24 protein-coding genes and 1 riboswitch are annotated in these 25,891 nt (G+C 38.3%); of the genes, 7 read left to right on the top strand and 17 right to left on the bottom strand.

The window, feature by feature from the left end:
- Position 1: 1 nt before the first annotated feature.
- Positions 2-1,195, bottom strand: coding sequence for an NAD(P)/FAD-dependent oxidoreductase (locus tag ABE099_RS20480; RefSeq protein WP_210089244.1), 1,194 nt, complete (start codon positions 1,193-1,195; stop codon positions 2-4).
- Between the two features lie 501 nt (positions 1,196-1,696).
- On the opposite strand from ABE099_RS20480, the gene ABE099_RS20475 reads away from it, so the two are divergent.
- Positions 1,697-2,698, top strand: coding sequence for an NAD(P)/FAD-dependent oxidoreductase (locus ABE099_RS20475; RefSeq protein ID WP_430033481.1), 1,002 nt, complete (start codon positions 1,697-1,699; stop codon positions 2,696-2,698).
- A 213-nt stretch (positions 2,699-2,911) separates the two neighbouring features.
- On the opposite strand, the gene ABE099_RS20470 is transcribed toward ABE099_RS20475, so the two are convergent.
- Positions 2,912-3,055 (bottom strand): sporulation histidine kinase inhibitor Sda, encoded by a 144-nt coding sequence (locus ABE099_RS20470; RefSeq protein WP_210089297.1) that lies wholly within the window; start codon positions 3,053-3,055, stop codon positions 2,912-2,914.
- A 228-nt stretch (positions 3,056-3,283) separates the two neighbouring features.
- The gene (locus tag ABE099_RS20465) at positions 3,284-3,952 is read right to left on the bottom strand and encodes a YheC/YheD family protein (RefSeq protein WP_430033478.1); all 669 of its coding nucleotides are present in this window, start codon (positions 3,950-3,952) and stop codon (positions 3,284-3,286) included.
- 203 nt (positions 3,953-4,155) lie between these two features.
- Between ABE099_RS20465 and ABE099_RS20460 the strand changes: the two genes are divergently transcribed.
- Together ABE099_RS20460 and ABE099_RS20455 are read left to right on the top strand one after the other, a co-directional pair.
- A complete protein-coding gene (locus ABE099_RS20460) occupies positions 4,156-5,367 on the top strand; it encodes an AI-2E family transporter (RefSeq protein ID WP_430033476.1) in 1,212 nt (403 codons plus the stop codon).
- 45 nt (positions 5,368-5,412) lie between these two features.
- Positions 5,413-8,055: a cation-translocating P-type ATPase gene (locus ABE099_RS20455; RefSeq protein ID WP_430033473.1), complete on the top strand. Its 2,643-nt coding sequence runs from the start codon at positions 5,413-5,415 to the stop codon at positions 8,053-8,055.
- A 110-nt stretch (positions 8,056-8,165) separates the two neighbouring features.
- On the opposite strand, the gene ABE099_RS20450 is transcribed toward ABE099_RS20455, so the two are convergent.
- A complete protein-coding gene (locus ABE099_RS20450; RefSeq protein ID WP_430033470.1) occupies positions 8,166-9,203 on the bottom strand; it encodes a copper amine oxidase N-terminal domain-containing protein in 1,038 nt (345 codons plus the stop codon).
- Positions 9,204-9,425: 222 nt separating this feature from the next.
- Between ABE099_RS20450 and ABE099_RS20445 the strand changes: the two genes are divergently transcribed.
- Positions 9,426-9,995, top strand: a complete 570-nt coding sequence (locus ABE099_RS20445; RefSeq protein WP_430033468.1) for a hypothetical protein — start codon at positions 9,426-9,428, stop codon at positions 9,993-9,995.
- A gap of 126 nt (positions 9,996-10,121) precedes the next feature.
- Here the strand turns inward: ABE099_RS20445 and ABE099_RS20440 are convergent, their stop codons facing one another.
- Positions 10,122-10,478, bottom strand: a complete 357-nt coding sequence (locus ABE099_RS20440; RefSeq protein WP_210089235.1) for a HesB/IscA family protein — start codon at positions 10,476-10,478, stop codon at positions 10,122-10,124.
- Between the two features lie 410 nt (positions 10,479-10,888).
- On the opposite strand from ABE099_RS20440, the gene mqnE reads away from it, so the two are divergent.
- Complete coding sequence (mqnE, locus tag ABE099_RS20435; RefSeq protein WP_210089234.1) at positions 10,889-11,995, top strand: aminofutalosine synthase MqnE; 1,107 nt, start codon at positions 10,889-10,891, stop codon at positions 11,993-11,995.
- 103 nt (positions 11,996-12,098) lie between these two features.
- Positions 12,099-12,344 carry a NifU family protein gene (locus ABE099_RS20430; protein ID WP_210089233.1) on the top strand — a complete coding sequence of 82 codons (246 nt, stop codon included), beginning with the start codon at positions 12,099-12,101 and terminating at the stop codon, positions 12,342-12,344.
- Positions 12,345-12,418: 74 nt separating this feature from the next.
- Here the strand turns inward: ABE099_RS20430 and ABE099_RS20425 are convergent, their stop codons facing one another.
- From ABE099_RS20425 to ABE099_RS20380, 10 genes are all read right to left on the bottom strand, one after another.
- Entirely contained in the window at positions 12,419-12,565 is a 147-nt protein-coding gene (locus tag ABE099_RS20425) for a hypothetical protein (RefSeq protein WP_430033464.1), read from the bottom strand.
- A 122-nt stretch (positions 12,566-12,687) separates the two neighbouring features.
- A complete protein-coding gene (locus ABE099_RS20420; RefSeq protein WP_430033462.1) occupies positions 12,688-13,539 on the bottom strand; it encodes a MetQ/NlpA family ABC transporter substrate-binding protein in 852 nt (283 codons plus the stop codon).
- 84 nt (positions 13,540-13,623) lie between these two features.
- Positions 13,624-14,292: a methionine ABC transporter permease gene (locus ABE099_RS20415; RefSeq protein ID WP_430033460.1), complete on the bottom strand. Its 669-nt coding sequence runs from the start codon at positions 14,290-14,292 to the stop codon at positions 13,624-13,626.
- Positions 14,289-15,302: a methionine ABC transporter ATP-binding protein gene (locus tag ABE099_RS20410; protein ID WP_430033457.1), complete on the bottom strand. Its 1,014-nt coding sequence runs from the start codon at positions 15,300-15,302 to the stop codon at positions 14,289-14,291. Before ABE099_RS20410 ends, ABE099_RS20415 begins: the two co-directional genes overlap by 4 nt.
- An 82-nt stretch (positions 15,303-15,384) precedes the next feature.
- A riboswitch (SAM riboswitch) is annotated at positions 15,385-15,521 on the bottom strand.
- A 102-nt stretch (positions 15,522-15,623) separates the two neighbouring features.
- The gene (locus ABE099_RS20405) at positions 15,624-17,081 is read right to left on the bottom strand and encodes a glycoside hydrolase family 1 protein (RefSeq protein WP_430033454.1); all 1,458 of its coding nucleotides are present in this window, start codon (positions 17,079-17,081) and stop codon (positions 15,624-15,626) included.
- Positions 17,082-17,096: 15 nt separating this feature from the next.
- On the bottom strand, positions 17,097-17,936 hold the full coding sequence (licT, locus tag ABE099_RS20400) for a BglG family transcription antiterminator LicT (protein ID WP_430033452.1): 840 nt from the start codon (positions 17,934-17,936) through the stop codon (positions 17,097-17,099).
- A 43-nt stretch (positions 17,937-17,979) separates the two neighbouring features.
- Positions 17,980-19,890 carry a beta-glucoside-specific PTS transporter subunit IIABC gene (locus ABE099_RS20395; RefSeq protein ID WP_430033449.1) on the bottom strand — a complete coding sequence of 637 codons (1,911 nt, stop codon included), beginning with the start codon at positions 19,888-19,890 and terminating at the stop codon, positions 17,980-17,982.
- Between the two features lie 249 nt (positions 19,891-20,139).
- Positions 20,140-20,856 carry a Cthe_2314 family HEPN domain-containing protein gene (locus ABE099_RS20390; protein ID WP_430033446.1) on the bottom strand — a complete coding sequence of 239 codons (717 nt, stop codon included), beginning with the start codon at positions 20,854-20,856 and terminating at the stop codon, positions 20,140-20,142.
- Positions 20,857-20,858: 2 nt separating this feature from the next.
- On the bottom strand, positions 20,859-21,536 hold the full coding sequence (locus tag ABE099_RS20385; protein WP_430033443.1) for a hypothetical protein: 678 nt from the start codon (positions 21,534-21,536) through the stop codon (positions 20,859-20,861).
- A 111-nt stretch (positions 21,537-21,647) separates the two neighbouring features.
- Entirely contained in the window at positions 21,648-21,992 is a 345-nt protein-coding gene (locus ABE099_RS20380; protein WP_430033440.1) for a thioredoxin family protein, read from the bottom strand.
- Between the two features lie 134 nt (positions 21,993-22,126).
- On the opposite strand from ABE099_RS20380, the gene ABE099_RS20375 reads away from it, so the two are divergent.
- Positions 22,127-23,323 carry a DUF2515 family protein gene (locus ABE099_RS20375; protein ID WP_430033436.1) on the top strand — a complete coding sequence of 399 codons (1,197 nt, stop codon included), beginning with the start codon at positions 22,127-22,129 and terminating at the stop codon, positions 23,321-23,323.
- 27 nt (positions 23,324-23,350) lie between these two features.
- Here ABE099_RS20375 and ABE099_RS20370 read toward each other — a convergent pair whose 3' ends face one another.
- Together ABE099_RS20370 and ABE099_RS20365 are read right to left on the bottom strand one after the other, a co-directional pair.
- Positions 23,351-24,967 (bottom strand): putative polysaccharide biosynthesis protein, encoded by a 1,617-nt coding sequence (locus tag ABE099_RS20370; RefSeq protein ID WP_430033433.1) that lies wholly within the window; start codon positions 24,965-24,967, stop codon positions 23,351-23,353.
- A gap of 85 nt (positions 24,968-25,052) precedes the next feature.
- Positions 25,053-25,796, bottom strand: a complete 744-nt coding sequence (locus ABE099_RS20365; protein ID WP_430033430.1) for a Cof-type HAD-IIB family hydrolase — start codon at positions 25,794-25,796, stop codon at positions 25,053-25,055.
- Between the last annotated feature and the right edge of the window lie 95 nt (positions 25,797-25,891).

Here is a 25,891-nt window from a genome sequence, read left to right as displayed (position 1 = left end):
CTTAGAGGAATCTGCCTTTTTTCAGAACTAAACCAATACCACCAATAATGAATAAGTAGCGCATATCTACTACCTTTTTCAACTGAGCAGCAATCCAACCTTTATATTTTTTACCAAATGCTGATGCTACTGCTTCCCCTTTACCTAAGGAAGCTACTGTACCCTTATTACTAAACACAAATTTCTTGAATTCTTTTCCCCGAATTGCCGCAACGACGTTTTGTGCACACACAACACCTTGCTGCATCGCAATTTGAGCTGTAGGCGGGTAAGGACGACCTTCCTCATTAAACATTAAGGAATTATCTCCAATTATAAATACATTGTCATGCTCAGGCGCCTGTAAGAAATCGTTGATTTTCACACGACCACGTGCAGTTTCAAAACCAGCAGCTTCAATTAATCGATTACCACGAATACCACCTGTCCATACTACTGTTGCTGCCTTAATTTCTTCTCCTGTTGCAAGCAACACACCATCAGCAGTACATTCCTTAATCGCTACACCAATTTTGAATTGAACTTTTTTCTTCTTTAATACATCCATCGCATATTCCACTAATTCAGGATCAAAGCCTGGCAAAGCAGTAGGTGCTGCTTCAACATTGTATATGTTAACAAGATTAGGATCTACATCATATTCTTTGCATAGCTCAGGAATACGATCAGCCAATTCAGCAACAAACTCAATTCCACTAAAGCCAGCTCCACCAACGACAAAATTCAGACATTCTGTCCGGCTTTCATCAGCTTTATATAGTGCAAATTGATATTCAATATGCTGACGAATAAAACGAACAGAGTTAATGCTACGAATCGTCATCGCATGCTCAGCTAAACCTGGAATACCAAAAGTTTCAGGTTCTCCACCTAATGCAATTACTAAATAGTCGTAAGATAACGTTCCATCCTGCAATACAACCTTTTTCTCAGCAAGACGAATTTCTTGAACATTAGATTTCACAAGATCAATTTTAAATTCATCTATTAGTTTAGAAATAGACACACGCGTATTATCAATGGAATCTGTACCCGCGGCAGGCATGTGAAGATGGGTTGTAAAATAATGATAGTCATGACGGTTCACTAATGTCACATCAGCTTCATTATAGTTTAATTCTTTTTGTAGACGTTGGGCAGTTAATATACCACCATATCCAGCTCCAAGAATTACAATTTTAGGTATGGTACTCATTTTAGTTCTCCTTTATGGCTTAAGCCTTCTATATTTGTTGTTTAATAGCACAAAACTTGTAGTAAATAATGTGAAAATTAACACACAGGGTTGCACAATAATACTACATACTATTCAATAGAATAAAATATAATAACGTTTTAGTAGCCAACAACATATTATGCAAAAAAAATCTGAGATATTTATCACATTTTATTTTAAACAATTTTTGTCTTTCAATCAAAAAATACGGTTTCTTTTAACTAAATGTACGTTTTTTGTCACAATGTTTCACACATACATCTGAATGATATCGACTTTTCCACAAAAGATCAAGTCTTTATTTACAGTATTTTTGTATAAATTTTCCTGCTGTTAGGGTGGTTTTTTTATTCACTTTGCAAGTTCTCAACGGATGTTTATAATAAAGTAGAAATGACAATATAAATTAGGCTCATTACAAACCAGTACTTAACAACTTGAGCCATAATTTGCTGTTAAAATATATGGAGGTGTTTACTCGTGTCACCAACTCATCCAACCAGCGAACCTACTGATCTACTTATTATCGGTGGAGGTCCCGCAGGGATGTTCGCTGCTTTTTACGGAGGTATGCGCAAAGCTTCCGTTAAATTAATTGAAAGCATGCCACAGCTTGGAGGTCAGGTAGCTGCACTCTATCCTGAGAAATATATTTATGATATAGCCGGTTTCCCAAAAATCACAGGGCAAGAGCTTGTTGATAACTTAAAGGAACAGCTAAAACTGTTTGACCCTGATATCCGATTGGAAGAAAAGGTTTTACAAATTATTAAACAAGATGAACGTAATTTCATTGTAAAAACGGACAAGACCGAGCATCATGCGAAAGCTATTATTATTACAGCTGGCGTAGGTGCATTTGAGCCTCGTAGGCTTGATGTTGAAGATGCATCTAAATTTGAGAAAGCTAATCTACATTACTTTATTAGTGATCTTAACCAATTTGCAGGACGCAAGGTTGTTATTAGTGGTGGTGGCGATTCTGCTGTGGACTGGGCACTTATGCTTGAGCCAATCGCAGAAAAAGTCACGTTAATTCATCGCAGAGATAAATTCCGTGCGCATGAACATAGTGTTGAACAGTTGCTTGCATCTAAGGTAGAGGTAATCACACCTACTGAAATTACAGCACTTCATGGGGAAGAAAGTATCACTAGTGTTACTTTAACCCATGTTAAAACTAAAGAAACACAACAAATTGAAGTTGATGATGTGATCGTTAATTTTGGATTTGTATCTTCATTAGGTCCAATTGCAGAGTGGGGACTTGATATTGAAGGAAATTCTATTGTTGTGGACTCACGTATGGAAAGCTCAATACCAGGTATTTTTGCTGCTGGTGATATTACTACATATCCAGGTAAGCTAGATTTGATTGCCGTTGGTTTTGGTGAAGCACCTACTGCAGTTAACAATGCAAAAGTTTATATCGATCCTGAGGCGAAACTATCCCCAGGGCATAGCAGTAATTTGAAGCTCTAATCCTTTATAATTAGGATATAACATAAAAATTTATAGTTTTAAAAAAAGGGTATCTTATTTATACGAATTCATTCGTACAACAAGGTACCCTTTGCCATGCTGTCCAATTGGCTGTGGACAACTTTAGCCATAACCTGCTTGTCCACAATTCGTGGATACAAAAATTGATTGTATTACTCACACATGCACGTCCTAACCCATTCTTAGTATTTACTAATGAACAATACAAACCTTCTCTGTAGTTAAATTGCGACGATGAATCTCTGCCAATAGCAGTGCGATAAAATCATGATCTAACTGCATTTTATTCGCCATGTAGTAGGATTCGAGCAGCATCTCATCACTCAACATCGCCATTGGTAACACATCCTTTCTTAGTTTACGTTTCAATCATAACAAGATTTATTCAGTAGAACAAGCGTTCTTCTTATCCACATATACCTGTGGAAATCCTGTGAATAATTTGTTGGTAAGGTTGGCAAATGCTTGTGGATTATAGTGGTATAATGTGGATAAAAGTTATTCACAGGATAGTACTTGTCGGTTTTTGCGTTTAATATCTTGCTATACCCCTTTTTCTTACAATTATTGCGGTCTAGTATTCACTTCAAAAATCCATATTTTCCCACTTTTGTCTAGCCCATAATCAAATCCTAATTCACCGATACCAGGAAAAGCAGATTCAAGGATACCAATGCATATATTTGTCAGATTCCGCATTTCCTTACGTTTCGAAGCAGCAAACTTTTTACTTCTAAAAGAACGAGTTAGCCCTTCTCTTGCACTTAATTGTGTTCCGCCCTTGCATAAGTTGGTTACAAAAAGTCCTGGTCTTGCCAATCTACCTACCATTGATCGATAAATCCAATTTCCTTCAGGCTGTTTAGCTACTTTAACTCTATAATCAATAGGACGATTATGAATGCGAGCTAATTCGATTCCTTGCTGGATCATATATTTCCGTCTTACCTTCACCTTATTTAATGCGCGGAACATCTCATTAAAGTTACGAAAACTTCTCTTCCTTGCTAAATAAGTAAACGTATACACACCCATGTAATACGTTATTTTGATGACACCATATCCACCACCACCTACGAGTGGCTTAATCACAACCATACCAAATTGATGTAACATTTGTTGCAAATCGTGTTCGCTATACATTCGGGTTTGCGGAATGTGAGGTGCTACTTCTCCATGCTGCAGCAATGCTTCCGTTTTGAGCCACTTATTTGCTAGCTGTCTTCCTGCCATTGATCCATGCCCCCTTTCAGCTTTATATCCTATACATACTCAACTAGGGCAATTTGTTCCTGTATGATTGTCCAAGGCATATGCCTTTTTTGAATTTTCTGAAACCAAATGAATTTTATACGTATTATTTATATAGGATAGGAGCACAGCTATATTTAGAAGAGAGAGAACTATATTTTATAAATAGGGGGCGCTAAATATTAATGGCAGAATCTTCGACTAACAACACTAGGAGCAATCGTTTTTTTCAATTTTTCATTAACAATCGGCTTGTTGTTTTTCTCATGATCTTGCTTCTAATTGGTCTAAATATTTTTATCTTTTCAAAAATATCATTTATATTTAATCCACTTACTGTTTTTATTAAAACGATTTTATTCCCGATTTTACTCACAGGGGCGCTTTACTATTTGCTTAATCCACTTGTGAATATCCTTGAAAAAAGAAAAATCCCTCGTGTTTACACGATTGTTGCTTTATATCTAAGTATTGCGATGCTTATCACATTGTTATTAAACACCGTCATTCCACTTGTGCAGGAGCAAATTAATTCATTAATTCTTAATTTCCCTAAATACAGTGAGGAAGTACAGATCCAATTTGAGAGCTTAGTCGGCAGTGACCTCTTTGGTAAAATATCAAGCTCCAGCGGCTTTGATCCTTCGAAAATTGGGCAAACAGTGGCTGACCAAGCAACCGCTTTATTTAACGGTGCAGTTAGCGGTTTAGGCGGATTTATTGGTGCAGTGAAGGACATTATTTTAACGATCGCTACCATTCCGTTTATTTTGTTTTATCTATTAAAGGATGGCAAAAAATTACCTAGCTTTATTTTACGATTTGTCCCTGTAAAATTCCGTAAGCAAAGTGGTCGTGTAATGGCTGAAATGAATGATCAAATCAGCTCTTATATTCGTGGTCAGATTATCGTAAGTATGTGTATCGGTTTATTGCTATATATTGGATTTGTAATTATCGGAATAGAGTATTCACTCATTTTAGCAATTATTGCCGCTTGTACATCGATTGTGCCTTATCTCGGTCCAGCTATCGCGATTACACCTGCATTAATTATCGCGATCGTAACTTCGCCAATGATGTTGCTTAAGTTAATCGTAGTATGGACAGTGGCTCAATTTGTTGAAGGAAAATTTATCTCACCACAAATTATGGGTAAAACGTTAAAAATCCACCCGATTACAATTATTTTTGTCATCTTAACTGCGGGGAACTTATTTGGTTTCCTCGGTATCATTTTGGCGGTACCAGGTTATGCTGTCTTAAAGGTCATTTGTACACACCTGTTCCACTGGTTCGAACGAAGAACGCATTTATATGATGAAGAACCAGAACTTGTAGAGATGAATGAGAATGAAAATAATGAAGTTGTGCTAGAACCAAATAAGCTAAACTAAATCAATACACCTTAATGAACTTTACTACCTAAGGGGCTGGTTTTTTTGGAACACTATCGACATAGTGTAGACAAGACACTGCAAGAAGTACAAAGCTCTGTTTCAGGACTTACAGATGAAGAAGCTTTGGCACGTTTACAAGCTAATGGATACAACGAATTAAAAGGAAAAAGTAAAATACCACTCTGGAAATTATTTCTTGAAAATTTTAAGGACCCTATGGTAATTGTGTTGCTGATTGCTGCAGGCGTGCAGGTTGTATTAGGTCATCTAATTGAATCCCTCATTATTTTTTTAGTTATCATACTCAATGCAATTATAAGTGTTGTCCAAACAAAAAAAGCTGAGGGCTCGCTGGATGCTTTAAGACAGATGTCTGCCCCTCAAGCCAAGGTCATTCGCAAGGGTGAAAAGAAAACGATACCTGCTAGGGAACTCGTTGTAGGTGATATCGTATTACTCGATGCTGGAGATTATGTGCCTGCGGATGGACGGATCATAGAAGCGGGTAGCCTTAAGGTTAATGAAGGGATGTTAACTGGGGAATCCGAGCCTGCAGAAAAAAATGTGGAGCTGCTGCAAGAAGAGGCTCCCATTGGTGATCGCCTGAATATGGTATTTAGCGGTTCACTTGTTGTATATGGACGAGGCGTTTTTGTAGTTACAGGGACAGCATTAGATACAGAAATCGGGAAAATAGCTCAGTTAATTGAAAATGCTGAGGCGAAGGAAACCCCGCTACAACGTAAGCTGGAAGCTTTTAGTAAAAAGCTAGGGTTTTTCATTCTTGGCCTATCTATTCTTATTTTTGCCGTTGAGGTAGGTCGGGTATGGTTAGTGCAGGGGACAGAAAATATCGGTACGTCCGTTATTAATGCGGTGATGTTTGCAGTTGCTGTTGCCGTGGCCGCCATTCCTGAAGCCCTTTCTTCGATCGTTACGATTGTATTGTCTTTAGGAACAAATAAAATGGCAAAGCAACATGCCATTATTCGTCGTCTTCCTGCTGTAGAAGCGTTAGGCTCAACAAGTATTATTTGTACCGATAAAACGGGAACACTCACACAAAACAAAATGACCGTTGTGGATTACTATATTCCGCATGGAACCAAGGATGAATTTCCTACTAATCCTGAGGAGTTATCCAAAGAGGAGCAAAGATTGCTGCACATTGCAGTGCTTTGTAACGATTCGAATATTAATCAGGAGGGCAAAGAAATTGGTGACCCAACTGAGGTTGCCCTCATTGCCTTTAGCAATCGCGTAAACAAGGATTATCGTGAAATTAGAGATCAATTTCCGCGTGAAGCAGAGCTTCCCTTTGACTCCGATCGCAAGCTGATGAGTACAGTACATACGTTTGAAGGAGGAACTGCTCTACTGACTAAGGGTGGACCAGATGTCTTATTTAATCGTTGTACAAGTGTATTTATCCATGGTGAGGTCAAGCCGTTAACAGACGAGATTCGTAAACAGTTTGAAGAGCAAAATGAAGCCTTCTCCAAGCGAGCTTTTCGTGTTCTTGCCTATGCGTATAAGCCAATTCAAGATCAGAACTCACTTACACACGAGGATGAAAATGATTTGATCCTTGTTGGTTTAACGGCAATGATTGACCCGCCACGTGAGGCGGTATATGGCTCGATTGCAGATGCAAAAAAAGCGGGTATTCGAACGATCATGATTACAGGTGATCACAAGACGACTGCCCAAGCGATTGGCGTTGATATTGGACTTGCAGAAAAAGAAGACATTGCCGTTACAGGCAGTGAATTAGATCAAATGTCCGATGCCGAATTGGATGAAAAGCTAGAGCAAATTTCAGTATATGCGCGTGTATCTCCAGAAAATAAAATCCGTATTGTTCGTGCATGGCAAAAAAAGGGCAAAATTACAGCAATGACTGGCGATGGTGTTAATGATGCACCTGCTCTTAAGCAAGCGGATATTGGCGTTGCAATGGGAAGTGGAACCGATGTGGCAAAGGATGCTTCTGCCATGATTTTGACGGATGATAACTTCGTTTCCATTGTCCAAGCGGTTCACGTTGGCCGTATGGTATTTGATAATATCAAAAAATCGATTGCTTATTTGTTTGCTGGCAACCTTGGTGCGATTTCCGCTATCCTATTTGCACTTGTTGTAGGTTGGGTTAACCCATTTACGGCGTTACAGCTTCTATTTATTAACCTTGTTAATGATTCTTTACCCGCTATCGCATTGGGGACTGAAAAAGCTGAGCCTGACGTCATGGAGCGGAAACCACGTGACATAAATGAAGGTATATTTGCAGGTGGAATGCTTCAAACGGTGTTGATTAGAGGTTTACTAATTGGTGTAGCTGTTATTGTTTCACAATATATTGGACTTGGCACATCACCTGAGATTAGTGTAGCGATGGCATTTACAACGTTGATCTTAGCTCGTACACTACAGACCTTTACTGCAAGATCCAACACACAAACCATTGTACAGGTTGGGTTCGGGAGTAATAAGCTTGTGCTTGGCTCCATTTTGATTTGCCTCTGCCTTTATGGCGTCACCCTATTGCCTGGAATAAGAACAATTTTCGCGATTCCTGACGCGTTTGGTTGGGATGAGTTCCTCATTGCGGGTGGCTTGGCGTTAGGAGCGGTTATTTTGATGGATGTTATAAAATGGGTGCGTAATCGAAAATTCAGCAGTTAATAACATTTAAAAAAACAGATGCACAGATGAAGTCCCCAAAAGTTAATCAGTATCAACAAATGGGTGCAGTTCATCTTGCATCTGTTTTTTGCGATTTGTGGAATCGTAATTTATGGGATCGTTATCTCATCAATCACTGACGGATAACCACCATTAATATCGAAGGTTAATGTTGCCTTGTTTTTTTCATATTCATAATAAGTAGAATAGACAACAGCAGTAACAACATACTTTCCACCTACATATTTCACATTGACGGGGTCATGCATCATGTCATTTCCAGGACCTGACGGATCACGATCATAAACACCTCTATATGCCTGATTCACATTAATATTGCTGTATTGATACTTATCACGTAAAGCTTTTGCAATCGGAGCGGTCATATAAATTGAGGCTTGACGGTTTTTAGTGTTTGCATTTAACACATGATCGATCCCTTCAAGATCATATAACATCGTAATTTCAACGCTATCTTTATCCCAAATCTTCACTAAATAATTAACATTATACTGGATTCCATCGTACATGAGTTGACTGTTATTGCCGCTTAATTCTTTTAAAATAACATCCGCAGTCACTTTACTAGCAGGGCTCGCAGGCTTAGAGGACGGTACTGCTTCTGAAGTTGGTGCAGGTATAGTACTAGGAGCAGAATTAGAGTTTGCTGTTGCAGTCTTGCTTGTTGTTGTGCTTGTACTTGTATTTGAAGTCGTCCCAGTAACAATAAAGATCGTATTATTTTTAATTGAGATGCCTGCCCCTGTTGCCTCACTTACTAGACGTAACGGGATAAACATCTTCCCTTTTACAATGCGAGGTGCAACCTGTAAGTTGCTCACACGTCCATCTATAATCGCTTGCTTCTTCCCTGCTGTAAGCTCAATCTTTAAGTTTTCTTTTACTGCGGTGACAGTTTTAGTCCCACCATCCCACTGAAAAAATAAATCTAGTTTTTGAAAAATCGGAGTAAACTGCACTAACGTTGTGCCCTCCGTTTGAATCGGCTCTACCTCAAATTTCACCCTTTCACCATTAACAAAAATCGGAATCTTGGTTGATGCCTCTGCCTTCCCTTGAGCATTGGGTAACCCAAACATAGTAAATGCGAGTATTAATGTAATACAGTATATTGCTAATTTCTTCATTTCTAAATCCCCTTATCTTGATGTCTATGTAGGTAGTAGTAGGTATAAGTTCCTATTTCATCCTTAAGATTATATCGGTAGCAGAAATAACTTAATTAACATTCAAGAGTTCTGAACATATCTTATTGTATTATTGTAATGTGGAAAATCTAACAAGCATTCTTAAAGGTGTTGCCTATTAAAATTTTCCATGGTACGATGTGGAAAAACAGGGGGTTCAAAATGCATAAAATTTTATTAATACTTTTTTCCGTTTTTATTATTGCAGGATGCACTAACAAAACTGAGTCTGAGTTTAAAGAACTAGTTACACAAGCTGAGACGCATTACAACAATGCAGACTATATGTCGTCTTTAGAAGTTTATAAAAAGGCTCTGACAATTAAGGAAGACGTTGAAGTCCGTAAAAAAGCAAAAGACATTGAGGACGAAATTACAACAATTAAAGAAATAGTTAAACTTCATTCTAACATACTAGACATTTCAACCGATCTAAAAAGTATAACAACAGACTCTCAGCTTGTAGACTTATCTGAAGGTTTGATTTCCAATCTACTTAAAATAGAGGACATGGAGACTTCAAAAGGTCTTGCTGTTGATCAATACATAGAGACATTAAAAGCTTCTACTCAAATAAGTCTACTCAAACTTCAAGCTGGAACCTACTCACTGACACACTCAACAAGATCAGCAAGTAAGGATGCCTACACCGATGGTTCGGAGCTAAATAATAAGATAAAAGATTTTATGGAAAAGTATCCTCTTCCTGAAGGATTCTCATCATTTAAATAACAAATAAAAAGACGCAGTGTATGGGAATTCCCAATATACCTGCGTCTTCTTTTTATTATCAAGTATTTATATTTCTATAGGATTAAAATCGCCATTCTCTATTAACACCTCACTACATCAACGATTTCAATCACAAACCTCAGGCTTGCCTTCCTCATTCCGCATTTTAAATGACTGTCCACAGCCACAGGAAGCGACTGCATTTGGATTGTGGATGGTAAAGCCACCACTCATACCAGATTCCTGGTAATCAATTTCAAGTCCGTTTAAAAAACGTACACTTTCCTTATCTACGACGACCTTAACGCCTTTGATGTCCATGAATACATCTTGATCACTTTCTTCATTGTCAAGTCCCATGCCATAAGAAAACCCGCTACATCCACCTTCATTAACACCTAAGCGCAAAAACATATTTGGTGTTTCATCCTGTGCAATCATGTCTTGAATACGTGCTAAGGCACTATCTGAAATATTAATCATAATATACCTCCTATAATTAAGGCTCAGTCTTTAAATCACTACATGACAACCAACCTATGGTAGCGAAGAGACAGAGGGATTCTGGAGATTGTCTCTTAAAATCAAATTCCACCAATTCATTATTTCAATAAAAGGAATAAGATTTTAACAACAATCGAAAGAACTCTCTGGATCGTAGCTTCTATCCTCCAGTCGTTGTCAGGTATTGATTTATAAATAGAGCCAAAATAATTAATCAAGCTTATATTTAAAAGTATACTCCTTTTGTCACCCAATAGTAAATGAATGAGCAATTGTGATATTTTACACAGACATACATAATATTCAGCAGTAACATTTGTTGCCCTTCTATGAAATGGAGGTTTATAATAGAATGAGCTTTGGATTTAGGAAACGGAGGTAGCTTGCTAATGTTAACAGTCGAAACAACAGGTATGGATAAAAGAATGGCTGAAATTGTAGAGAAGGTAACACATGGAGAACGATTAAGCCTCGAAGATGGCGTTTATTTATATAAAAGTGATGATCTACTCACCATCGGTCAACTGGCAAACCAAGCAAATTTAAAGAAAAACGGTAAAAAAGTATATTTTATCGAAAATATGAGCCTTTACTTCACAAATGTATGCGAATCCTATTGTGCGTTTTGTAATTTCCGCAAGGATCAAGGTGAAGAAGGCTCCTACACCCTATCTGGACAACAAATGGTGGACTATGTGAATCAACATATTCATCCTAACATTCGCGAGTTTCATATTGTAGGTGGACATAACCAACACGTACCGTTCCAATATTATGTGGACTCCTTACAAGCATTGAAGGATAACTTCCCAGATGTAACGATTAAGGCTTATACCGCAGCAGAAATTGACTTCTTCACTCGTATAAGTGGATTATCGATTACGGAGGTGCTTAGAGAGCTACAAAAAGCAGGTCTTCAAACCCTGACTGGTGGCGGTGCTGAAATCTTATCAGACCAATATCGTGAAAAAATGAAGGTGGATAAGGCAAACGTAGAGCGCTATTTAGAGGTACACCGTACAGCACATCAGCTTGGTATGAAAACACATACGACCATGTTATACGGCTCTATTGAATCCCATGAGGACCGGATTCGCCATATGCTGCATGTACGTGATCTGCAGGATGAAACTAACGGCTTTATGGTCTTTATTCCATTATCTATGCAGCCACGCAACAAAAATGCAGGCATTATGCGCCGTAATTCCGCTTATGAAGATTTAAAAACATTAGCAATTAGTCGCTTGATGATAGATAATATTCAGCATATTAAGGCGTATTTCATTAACATTGGTGTACAGCTTACCCAAGTGGCAATGTCCTTTGGTGCATCAGATGTACATGGCACGATTGTAAAGGAAAGAATTAGCCATGCGGCAGGCGCTTTGACACCTGAAGGCTTAACACGTAAAGAATTAATTTGGCTCATTCAAGGTGCAGGACGAATTCCAGTTGAACGTGATACGTTCTATAATGAGATTAAGGTTTACGAATAAAAGTGAACAGAAGAGATTGCTTAGAACTTTTTAACTGTGATCTGAGCCATTTAAATTTAAACTTTTTTATACTATAATAGGGGAAAGAAAGGAGTTGAAACTAATGAGTGAAAAAACACATGACCAATTGTATGATGAAGTATTGGAAGTGTTAGATAAACTTCGTCCGTTCTTACAACGTGACGGTGGCGACGTGGATCTCGTAGATGTTGAGGACGGGATTGTTAAATTGAAACTGCTCGGCGCATGCGGCGGTTGCCCAAGCTCCACCATTACTTTAAAAGCAGGGATTGAACGTGCCTTGTTCGAAGAAGTTGAAGGTGTAGAAGAGGTCGTTCAAGTATTTTAATAAATAGCTATTAGCAACACAGACATCGCAATTGGTCTGTGTTGCTTTTTTATGCGTAAACTCTGTAGAGTTAATCATTTTGTTTTGCTCAAAAACCCCTCAAAAACAAAGACAATTCCAACAACACCAGTAAGAAGTGCAATAAAATTTAATCCAGTTGAACATAACGCAAGTAAAATAGCAAATAAAAGAATTCCTATTCCTAAACCTTGGCTCTTCATTTTATCCCCCTTTACCCTTGATAAACAAAAAAGACCACACCTAATTTAAATATTATAATGGGTGTGGTTTGAAAAATGAATAAATAGTATGTTTTTTATTGTTTTTTGCGTTGTTCTGTCACTTAAAATACAGGCACTAACGCACCTTTGTACGTATCATTGATGAAGGTTTTTACTTCATCGGAAGTTAAAGCCTTCACTAGCTTTTTGATTGCATCAGAATCTTTATTGTCTGGACGAGTTACCACAATATTTGTATACGGAGAATCTTTATCTTCGATAAATAAAGCATCCTTCGTTGGGTTAAGTCCTGCTTCAATTGCAAAGTTTGTATTTATAAGTGCAAGGTCAACTTCATCTAACTGACGTGGAAGCATTGCCGCATCATTTTCAGAAATGACAAGGTTTTTGGAGTTTTCTACGATATCATTTTTAGTTGCTTCATTGCCTACGCCATCTTTTAGCTTAATTAAGCCTTGTTTTTGAAGCAATAACAACGCACGACCACCATTAGTTGCATCGTTAGGAATCGCAACCTTTGCTCCGTCAGGAATTTGGTCAACGGATGTAATCTTTTTAGAATAAGCACCAAACGGCTCAACATGAATACCAGCAACAGAGACTAAATCAAAGTTGTTATCTTTGTTTTGTTGATCAAGGTAAGGTTGATGTTGGAAATAGTTTGCATCAAGCTGCTTTTCAAACAATTGACGGTTAGGCTGATTGTAATCAGTGAACTCGATTACCTTCAAATCCACGCCTTCTTCCTTCAACTTAGGTGCAATAAACTTCAAAATATCAGCATGAGGTACAGTTGCGCCAACCTTTAATTCCACAGTTTCTGTCTTTGTATTATTGCCTGCGGCTGCTCCAGTATCGGAACCTGTTGTACCCTTATTTTCTGCCTTACTGCCACATGCAGACAGTACCAGAACAAGTGCTAAAGTTAAAAACGTTAATGACCATTTTTTCATAACTACGATTCCCCCTAAAAGTGTTTTTAAAATAAGGTTGGTATACATGGTATATGTGGTATATGTGATGTTTCCTTATTTCCATTATTTCCGTGTAAAATGACTTACTAATCGATCCCCTACCATTTGTAGTATTTGTACGAGGATGACCATTAATACAATGGCAACAATCATAACTTCAGATTGATATCTATAATATCCATAGCGAATGGCAAGATCCCCTAATCCTCCACCGCCAACCATCCCCGACATCGCTGTGTAGGATACAAGCGTAACCACAGTAATGGTCATCGCCGCGATAATGCCTGGTAACGATTCAGGTAACAATACTTTGCGAACAATTTGCCAAATTGAAGCCCCCATCGCTTGTGATGCCTCAATAACACCACGATCTACCTCACGCAGGGCAGTTTCAATCAATCTTGCAAAAAATGGTGCAGCTGCAATTACTAAAGGAACGATGGTCCCTTTTACACCCATTGAAACGCCAACAATTGAACGAGTGATCGGAATAAGTGCAACGATTAAAATAATAAATGGAATGGAACGTAATATATTAACGACTAGCGATAACACTCTGTAAACCCATCTTGATACCCAGAAATTAGACCTCGATAGGACAAAAAGCAATACACCAAGCGGCAATCCCACTAAAAAGGTAAAGAGCGCGGAATACCCTAACATGAGCAAGGTATCTGTAGAGGAAGTGCCTATCTCCTCCCAATTTACCTGTGAAAAGTCTATCCCTTTCATGACTCTATTACCTCCACATCTAAATCACGTTCTCTTAATTTTTGTATCGTCGTATCGATATTACTTGCTTCCCCTTCAAATGAAACAATCAATTGACCATACGGTGTTTCTTTAATTTTGGAAATTGTACCTTGTAGGATCGCAAAATTCACATTTGTTTCCTGTACAATTTGTGATAATACAGATTCATAAGTGGCTTTACCAAGGAACGTAATTTGCACTAAGCGTCCAGATTTCTCTAGCTCTAGATCACTCCATTTTTGACTGCCACCCTGCACATCACGATAAATAAAATCTTTAGTGACATGATGTTGTGGCTTCAAAAATACTTGTGTAACAGGACCTTCCTCTACAATATTGCCATCATGGATGACAGCTACTCGATCACAAATACTTTGAATGACATGCATTTCATGCGTAATCAACAAAATCGTCAGGTTAAACTTTTTATTAATATCCATAAGTAGCTTTAAGATTGAATCGGTAGTTTGTGGGTCCAGAGCAGAGGTTGCTTCGTCACATAATAATACATCAGGATCACTAGCAAGTGCTCTTGCAATACCAACACGTTGTTTTTGTCCACCAGATAATTGGGCTGGATATTTATTACGATGCTCCTCTAATCCAACAAGCTGGAGTAACTCATTTACCTTTTGCTCTATTTTTGCCTTGGGTGTACCAATTAAGGTTAAAGGAAAAGCAATATTGTTAAACACGGTTGCTGACGATAACAGATTAAAGTGTTGAAAAATCATTCCAATCTTTTGTCTTTGTTGCTGTAACTGCCACTTTTTAAGTTTCGTAAGCTGTATGTTACCAACCCATACCTCACCTTTTGTTGGACGCTCAAGTAAGTTAATACAGCGAATCAAGGTGCTTTTCCCTGCACCAGAATGTCCAATCACTCCAAAAATTTCACCTTTATTTACTTTAAGGTTTAAATTGGACAAGGCGGTTGTCTTTTTGCCTTTAGTACCGTAAACCTTCGTCACTGATTTTAGCTCAATCAAAGAAATTTCCCCCTGGAACATCAAAAGTTTATCAAAAAACCCTCCGAATAAGATTCGAAGGGTTGAAATTCCTAAATTCTCCTTCTCATCTGCCAAAACCGTATATCCATACGATTTTGAAGGATTTAGCACCATGACACTCTACCTCGTTAAAGCAAAAACAGTAGAATCGGTTGCTGGGCTTCATCGGGCCTTTCCCTCCACCACTCTCGATAAGAAAATATGCTGTTGTCTTAAACTTATTTCTGAGTATAGATTCTTTCTCTCATTTTGTCAAAAGAAAAATAATAACAAATTTAGTTATGTTCATTTAAAGTTAACCTATAAACCATTTTTCTCAATAACCTCTTTATACCAATAAAAGCTATCCTTCTTCATCCTAGCTAATGTTCCGTTACCATCATCGTCTTGATCTACATAAATCATCCCGTATCTTTTTTCCATTTCAGAAGAGGAATAGCTAATGAGATCAATAATGCCCCAAGCTGTATAGCCCATTAATTCAACACCATCTAGAACAGCCTCATGCATTTCTTCAATATGGGATTTAAAATAACTAATACGATAATCATCCTTAATACGCCCATCCTCTTCAACCTTGTCATACGCACCTAGTCCATTTTCAACAACGAACAGCGGAATTTGATAGCGATTATATAACGTATTTAAAATGATTCTTAGGCCCGTCGGGTCAATCTGCCATCCCCATTCGCTTAGAGGTAGATATGGGTTTTTTACACCCCCCATCGTATTGCCACTTACCTTTTCCAAGCCTTCACTATCCTTACTAGCCACAAAAGAATTGTAGTAGCTAAAGGATAAGAAGTCAGCCCTGTAGGTCTGTAATAGCTCTTCATCACCCTCCAATTGCTGGAGCTCTATTCCTTTTTCTTTGAAAAAACGTTTCATATAGTTTGGATATTTCCCTCTAATCTGTACGTCTGAGAAAAATAAATTAAACTCATTATTGCGGTGTGCAGCTAATACGTCGTCAGGGCTGCATGTATGCGGATAATGTAACAAGCTCGTGAGCATACAGCCAATTTTAGCCTCTGGCATAAGCTCATGACCGTACTTAACAGCAAGTGCACTTGCTATAAACTGGTGATGAAGCGCCTGATAGACTGCTTGCTCAACGTTCTCAAAGCGATCTGGAACAATTCCACCATTCGTAAATGGATGACGAACGATCCCATCAATCTCATTGAAGGTAATCCAATATTTCACTTGATTCTTATATCTATCAAATACGGTCTTGCAGAAGTTACCAAAGAAATCCACAACCTTACGTGATGTCCAGCCTCCGTATTCATTAACTAAATGCATCGGCATTTCATAATGTGATAAGGTGACAAGCGGTTCAATCCCATGTCTGTGCATTTCAGCAAATAATGAATCATAAAACTGCAAACCAGCTTCATTAGGCTGCGCTTCGTCTCCATTAGGATAAATCCGTGTCCATGCAACCGAAAGACGCAATACCTTTAAGCCCATCTCAGCCATTAACGTTAGATCCTCAGGGTAACGATGATAAAAATCAATCCCTCTACGTTTAGGATAATTAGCATCAGATGGATCAACCATCGCTTGTTGGACTTGATTATCATCGATTGCATTTAAACCCTTATAGTCATTTTTATTTATATTTTTTTTGTTCGTTGCGATATCGGCAGTGGACATCCCTTTACCGTCTTTGTTCCATGCTCCCTCCGCTTGGTTAGCAGCTATCGCACCTCCCCACATAAAGCCTGTAGGAAAAACTCTTTTTGCTTGTTGCATTCCTCTACATCCTCCTTAAATCGACCGATTCATAACTCTTCCAAGATGTATAATCAAATACATCATTTCATCATTAGACATGTCACTATTAAACTTAGCATGAATATAGCTTTTAATTGACTCAACACATTTTGCTTCCTCAGGATACTTTTCAATGATTTGCGGTAAAAGATCAAATTCTTGTGGCTCAAGCATTTTATTTTCTAATAAACGCTGCACAAAAAATTGAAGATGAGTTAAAAACCGTGAATAATTGATACTCATCGTATCCATTTCCATCCCATAATGTATCTTAATAATATTTAAAATGTCTTTAACTGTATTGGTCATGAGCATAACCTGATTCATGTTGTCATCCGTTTGCTGCGCATTCACTAAATGAAATGCAATATTAGCCGCCTCTTCTTCAGGCAAATGGACGTCAAGTCGTTCATTGATGAGAGCTACGCCATATTGTCCAATCTGAAACTCCTGTGGATAAAATTTGCGTACCTCCCACAGCATACGATTTTGAATTTGAATGTTAGCTTGCGATCGTTTGACAGCCATATGCAAGTGATCCGTCAAAGAAAGATACAACGTTTCACTCAGATGCTTTGATAACACTCCTTTAGCATGCGATATGATTTCATCTGTCAAAATCAAGTACTCTTTAGGAGTTTCTCTCATCAATGCAACCATCTCAGAGGACATACCTTCGTTTTCAAGGACATAGACCTTTTCAATCTCTGCTGGATTGACGAGATCCCCTGGCTTGCTTTTAAAGCCAATGCCTTTCCCCATAACTATGACCTCTTTTTGATCTTGTCGCTTAGCTATGATGACACTCACATTAAGGACTTTAACTACTCTCATATCGCTTCTCATCTTTCGTGCACCTCTTTTATATAGATTTACACTACAATACAGTAATTAAAGGCTTAGAGGGCCCTGTTACACTTTCATTTTGATGACCTAAAACTTCTAAGTACTGTGCTGTATTGGTAATAATGACTGGTGTTGTAACATCATAACCGGCTTGCTTAATCGCCTCAAGATCAAACTCGATCAGTAAGTCTCCATGCTGAATAGTAGCGCCTTCTTGGACATGAACCTCGAAATGTTGTCCTTTTAATTTAACAGTATCAAGACCGATATGAATTAAAACCTCGACACCCTCAAGGGATCTTAAGCCAATGGAATGTTTTGTTTTAAAAATGGTGTCTACTACACCGTCAAATGGAGCAACAACCTTTCCATTTGTAGGTCTAATTGCCATCCCTTTTCCCATCGCTTCTTGAGAGAATGCCTCATCATTCACTTCCGCCAAAGGAATGACCTCTCCTTCAAGTGGCGCAAACACAACCGTTCTAGTCTTTGCTTGATTAACATGGTTCACAGCACTTTCTTTATTCACAACGATTTCTTTTTCTACTGTTGAAGTTTTAAAAGCTCCTTGTGTTGCTAATTCAGGTTCTGGATTATCAAAACCGATAAAGTATACGGCAATCGGTGTTACGACAAGTGAAATAGCTAACGTGATCAAGGCATAAATAAAGTTATTTCCTTCACCTATAAACATAGGTAGTGAAGCTACACCCGGTCCAACTGGTGCATATGCTTTTAAGCCAACATACCCAGCAAAAGCGCCTGCAGTTCCTGCACCAATCATACATGCAATGAGCGTCTTCTTGAGACGTAAGTGTACCCCATATAGCGCAGGCTCAGTAATTCCAAATAAACCTGAGATACCAGCAGGTAACGCAACTTGTTTCAATTTAACATCCTTAGCCATCACCCATACTGCTAGTGCACCAGCACCTTGCGCAATATTGGAGGAAAGCATTGCACTATGAATTAACATTTCATATCCAGGTGATGCCATTGCCGCGAAAATAATAGGATAAAATACTTTGTGCATCCCAAACATAACGATTAATGGCATTAAGATAGAAAGCAATGCTACAGTAGGCCAACCAATTTGATCTTGCACCCAAAATAATCCTGTGGATAAGCCTTGACCTAAATAGTTGCCTAAAGGTCCTAAAACAATAAGTGACAATGGCGCCATAACTAGAATAACAATTAATGGCTGTAAAAATATTTTTACGGGTTTTGGAGATATTTTACCCGCAAAGCGTTCGACATAAGACATAATCCAAATCGTTAAAATGACTGGTAGCACAGAAGATGCATAAGCGACATTGGGTACAGGTAAACCAGCGAAATAAACTGGTGTTTCTCTCCCAAGTAAAGCAATTAGCTTAGGATGGACAAGCACACTTGCTAATGCTACGGAAACATAAGGATTTGTTTTGAACTTTTGCGAACTTGTATACGCTAAAAGTAACGGTAAGAAATAAAAAGCACCATCAGCAATAATAATTAAAAGCTGATAAATTTGCCCTTCCTTAGACATAAGGCCAAGGCTTGTAACTAGTAATAGTAAAGCTTTAAGCATCCCAGATGCAGCAATCGCAGGAATAATCGGTTGGAAAATACCCGTAATTAATTCAGCAAAGCTACCAAACAAACCTTTGAAGCTACGATCCTTCTTGGTTGTTACTACCTCTGTTTCCTTTGTCTCAGGCAACATTTTATTTAATTCATTGTACACATAGCTAACATCATTCCCAACAATAACCTGAAATTGTCCCCCACCATGTAGTGCCCCCATAACCCCATCTAATGCCTTAATCTCATCAACATTAGGTAGCTTGGTATCCTTTAATTTCATTCTTAATCGTGTTGAGCAATGAATAACACTTTCAATATTCTCGGCTCCGCCCACTTTATTTAAAATTTCTGTTGCTAATTGTTTGTAATTCATCGTTTACCCCCCTAAAAAATTCCAACAAAAAAAGACCTAAGACGGGCAGGAAAGAAACAACTTCTATCCTCCCCAATCTAGGTCTTGCCTGATTTACAGTAACACGCCTATAATTGGAAATATTTAATTTTATTAAATAAGGTTCGAAAAACTTATATACACCGCGGTTTCTAAAGCGTTTTCACGTTTAATATATCATTTCCTTTATGCAAATGCAATACCCTATACAACTGTTATTTTTTGCATAGCTCAATTATCCTTCACTTTTTTCCACCGTTGATTACTATATGAAAATGTCGTTAACATCGTCTCACACACCATGTTAAACCCTTGCTGTAGATCATGAAGATGGGAATCCAAGTCTTCAAGCTTGATTTTTCCATATAACGCCTGATGACGTTGCCACAAATCATCCTTCATTTCTGAATTCATATAATGAATTTCCGTGTTTCTACGCCGTCTTAACTCAGATAATGCTTCCTTGTATTGCTCCTTTATCGCAAACAGCTTATTTCCAAGGTCAGGATGTGTTTTCATATAAGCAAACTGTCTAAGCACTGTAAAATACGAAAAATGAGTCTTTATCTTAGAGGTATGAAGATCAAACAATTCATTTAATACGGTACCTAACTTATCTAAAATTGAAAAAACACGGATAAATCCATCCTTATAAAAGAAAACATATCTAGCATAGTCCATCTGCTCCGCAGCATTCATATCCTCTGTCGAGCTTTTTACGACCTTATTTCTGAAAAACTTAGCTGCAAATAAGCATCCCTCTAGCTCATCCAATGAGGATAACAAGCCCCGACACCAAATTTCTAATTTACGAAAATCATGAGAAGGATCTTTGGAATCATTCATTTCTTTTTGAAGCAAATTAATTGTTTCTTTTATATTTAGAAATGTGTCAGCAAGCAGGCCTTCATTTTCCCGAGGAGGTTGACCAAGTAGTTCACGCAGCATGCTTATTCCCTCATTCCATCATAATTCTCAAAATTCACCCGCCAGCTTAATACCCACAACAAAGCAAAAACCAATGCGATCGCAAACAAATGAGTAAAAGAAATAACGATTAGCTGGTTGTGTAACAGGTTAAAATACATAATAACACCGGACCCTACATATAACATGGCCGCCAAGGTAACGAGGATACCTAACCTTCGAATGGATGGTGCATCTGGATGACTCCAAAATGCAAAATGTCCTACTATCGCAACGCCAGCGAACAATAAAATCCCTTCTACCACAGTTGACTCAAATCCATGTGTCAGCAAGCGGCTAACAACAAAATACGCATACATGGTAACAATTAAACAGCCATAGCTAAAAAAATTGGTGGTTACAATTCCTGTAGACGCTTGGCGCTTAGCTGCTTCTGTAGACGGTGATGACACCTCCATGTAAAGCTTAAAGCTTAATAAAACAGCACAAATAAAGTTAATTAGATCCAAATAAATTCGTGTTGTGATTGGCATCCATGAGGAAGCACGTGTTAGAAGGAACATGATAATCGTTAAATATACCAAGTCCTTCCTTACCTTATTGCTGAGCCAAATAATAATTAAAAGGATGCCAACAGCTACTGTACTCATTACATTTATGATTTGAGGTAGCTCAATTAAAACCTTAGGGAAAAGCAACATAATCAAAGGTCTCCATACACTTTTCCCTAAAGCAGCATAAAATATTACAATACAGCAAAAAATGCTATATACCCATATGGCTCTGCGACTAGCTATACTTTTGCCCATCACTTATGAAGGTAAATTACTGTAAACTGCAACAGCTTTGTTTAGGAAATCTTCAATTTCTTCCCGTGATTTACGGAACTTATTTACAAAACGAATTAATTCCTTCCCATTGGCGTAAGCCACAAAGCTTGGAATACCTAAAATGTTTTGCTCCTGACTGACATCCCCAACCTGCTCAATATCGACTTCGACTATCGTTAGCTTATCAGCATAATTTTGCTCAACCTCAGGCATAAACGGATTAATAAACTTACAATCAACACACCAATCTGCTTTAAAAACAGCCACGGTTAGTGTAGGTTCTGCAATTTGCTCTTTAAATGCTTGTTCTGATGTAATGGATTTCATATCTGTTCATCCCTCTCTATCACTTTTATTCTTCTAGTCAATCAAAATTGGGAGTGGAAGTCAACTCTACTGGGCATACTAAGCATAAAAAGAAAAATTAAGACGAACTTAAGTCAAAGTATAAAACAGAAAGTGTGGTCATCTTGCAATGGAGTAAACTATTTTTACAGCTTCCTTTGCTTATCGGTGAAACTTTACGTATAAAAAGAGGCGCATGGTCTGACTCTGCCAAGCTTAGACAACAAACATTGAGTTTACAGTGGAATGAAGCTTCTGCAAGGACTGTAATTTCGGAGCTAGAAAAGCTCCTAAGTCGAGATCAGTTCGATCGAGTGGAGACCTCCTCATGGAGTGAAGCGGATTTAAGTCTGGCTGAGGAAATTGCCGCTGAAACAGCAAAAGCAGGAATGAGTAATATTACACGAACAGCTAGCTATCTTAAATGCTTTCAGCAATATCCCGAGCTACATTGGGCATTTCTAGCACATATGGTGTCTCGTAATGCAGGATGGAATATGACTGATTTACACGGCACATTAATTCAAGATTTTATTTCGAAGGAAGATAAGCCTGTGTACTATCGTTTTCTAGAGCGAAGTAATGCGCTTATTTTTCAAGATGCCTATCCCCAGCTTATGCTATATATGAAAAGCCGTGAGCGTGGCATTAGCCATTTTCATTTACTCCCTTATTTTCATGTGTCACGATTTATGAAGCCGTTCTGGGAACGATTTTGGATTGATCGTAACAGTGCCTTGCTTACCGTCGCCTTAATCATTAATGAACAAAATTATATTGAATCGCGTGTCATTACAAATTCCTATTATCAAAAAAAGGTAAGTAATAAAGCTAAGTTTCATTTGTTTAGTATGGGTGGATTTAACCAAACGTTATTTCCGATGATGAATCCCTCTAGCGCTATGATCGATCGATTTGCCGGACGCACTGTATCAGATTTTTCAAGCCTACAGGAGCGAATTCAGCTTGGCAAAAATTTATATGCAATTTTAATGGGACTTCAGGATGTGCGTTACGAAGCCTTATATTTTGCGGAGCAGGTTCCTCATACCGGTTCTAGAGCGGATTATGCACCTGAATTATTTACTTGGGATAAAAAAGAAACGTTGCCCGCTGGACAACGCTTCTACAGCCCAAAGCTGTTACATATTTGGCATGATACCCCTTATGAGCCAATTACAAAGGAAGATTGGTTTATAAATCACAAGATGCTGCATACCATTAGCAAACCAAAGCTCCCTTTGTTATGCGATATAACGAAGGAGTATTACGCGAATATGACCAAGCTTACGTTTGGAAACTCTGTAATATAGCTAAAGCTTAGTAATCCAATCTGTAACTTATCCTCTAGCTCTATATTTCACGCGCATAATCGGACTTACCAGCTTACGGATCAGTCTCGGATAGCTGTCCAATTCATCCTTACGAATGACGTTAAGCATAATAAGTAGAATCGGATATACGATTAATACACCAATTCCCACCAGCATACAGGTAAGGAAAAAGGCGACACGGAAATGCATGATGTGCACCATTTGAATCCCTAGCTGATTTAAACCATAGGTTACACCTGCAAGCACAATTACACTGATGATTAGGCTAACCCAACGATCGCCCATTAGCTTAAATGGTACAAACTTCTTCATGGCATAAATATTTAAGCAGGTGATCACAAGGAAACATAACCCTGTTGCAATAATAACACCGTATATGCCTAAAGCTGGAGATAACGTATAGTTTCCGATAATTTTAACGATAAGGCCAATCCCCACATGCACCATCGATAAATTAGGTTTGCCAATGCCTAGCAGGATTGAATTACTAGTCATCATTGTAATTTGGAAAATCGTCATCAATGTTAGCAAGCCCATAATTTCACTGCCATCTAACGTTTTGAACAACAATCCATTTACAGAATAAGAAGCCATCCCTAACATAATAACCATCGGTAATCCTGTTAAAATTGAAATTCTCATCGCTAAAGTAACTTGGTTTGTTAAATGCTTGTTATCTTTTCTTGCATATGCCGCAGAAATAACAGGAATTAGCGACGTACTTAATGCGATCGCCAAAATTGGCGGAATCCCTGCCACCATCTGCGCACGTGAAGCTAGATAAGCAAGTGCCTTTTCCGCTTCAAATTCCCCAATTTGTCCTAGGAGTAAGCCTTTTACCATACTTGTATCAATAAAGTTCACTGCACTTACAGCGAGTGAGGTTAATACAATGGGTATCGACAATTTAAAAATACTCATGTAAATTTGGCCTAATGGCATTTTGGGTCCTGGCGAAACTGTGTCTAGCATATCTGCTTCCTTACTACGTAGCTTCAACGCAAAATATAACATGACCGCAAATGCCCCAACACTTCCAAATACACTCCCAAAGGAAGCACCTGCCGCTAGCCATTCATCTGAATATCCTAAATGCAACATAAAAAAGGCTAAACCAATCGCAGTAATGACACGTAAAATCTGTTCTACAATTTGAGAAACTCCAGAAACGGTCATATTTCCGCGCCCTTGAAAATACCCTCTCATCATTGCAATCGTAGGGAAAATTAACAAGGCTGGTGCAATTGCCCGTATAGCTATAGATGCCTGCGGTACTTTAGAATACGCAGCATAATACGGTGCAGCAATGTATAAACCCAGCGTAGCAACAATCCCCATTATTACGGAAAAAATTAAAGCTGCATGATAAATGCGCTTCGCTTCATGAGGTTTGTTTAATGCATATTTCTCTGAAACCATTTTACTTAACGTACTTGGAATTCCGCCAGATGCAACAGTTAATAACATTAAATATACATTGTTCGCAATCCCGTAAGCAGCGTTTCCTAAATCACCAAAAGCGTGCTCCAACGGTACACGTTGCGCAATTCCAAGCAACCGAACTAATAACGCTGCTCCAGCAAGTATCAGCGTCCCTTTTACAAATGACTCCTTTTTAGCCAAGTAAATCCTTCCTTTCAACAGTGCCGACCTAGTCACATTGGCTAAGGGGGACTTTGTCTAATAAATCTTATAATTGTTATCGATACTATGATTTTAAAATATAATCCCGAATAATTAACGCAATACCATCTTCATTGTTGCTCGCGGTAACGACATCCGCTTCTTCCTTCACGGTTTCTTGTGCATTGCCCATTGCAACACCTAGCCCTGCCGCTTTTATCGCTGCTAGGTCATTTAAGCTGTCGCCAACGGCAACCACCTCAGACATTTCAATACCAAGCAATTCCTTACAAACACGTTCAATTGCCGTCGCTTTATTAATCCCCTTCGGGTTAATTTCCAAATTCCAAGGAGATGAATTCGTAATTTCTAATCCATTTGTATCCTGCAAGGTAGTAATAAGCTGGTGACGCACCTCTTGATCCTCAGTGTTATACCCAAACTTCATCCATTGCTGTGTATCAATAAGTGAATCATCCCAGTTACGCTGATTATAATTCCCCTCAACAGAATAAGCCCAAAACCAAGTGCCTGTCTCTTTTCCCAATTTGACCATTAGCCGGACTAGCTCTTTATCCATCATTTCACGGTGGTGAAGCTCACATGGTTTTTTCCATACTTCACTACCATTTACCGTAATCATTGGCGTACTTAAGCCTAATTGTTCACCATACGATATGGCCTCATAGAAAGATCGTCCTGTTGATAAGCAGACATGAACACCCGCATCTATCGCTTTGCGTATCCACTCTGCGGTCATAGGTGTTACTTCCTGTTTGTCATTTAACAATGTGCCATCCATATCTAATGCTAACAATTTGTATTTCAAGATGTCGTCATCCTCCGTTCATATGCTGCAAACCCTAGTCAAAAAAATCACATAAGCTTATTCTACCATGAAGCAAAGGAAGCCACCAAGCTTTA

The organism is Paenibacillus turicensis (assembly GCF_050461185.1).
In the GTDB taxonomy this organism is placed as follows: Bacteria; Bacillota; Bacilli; order Paenibacillales; family Paenibacillaceae; genus Fontibacillus; species Fontibacillus turicensis_A.
The sequence above is the reverse complement of the archived record's forward strand: the minus strand, read 5'-3'. Positions and strand labels throughout refer to the sequence as shown.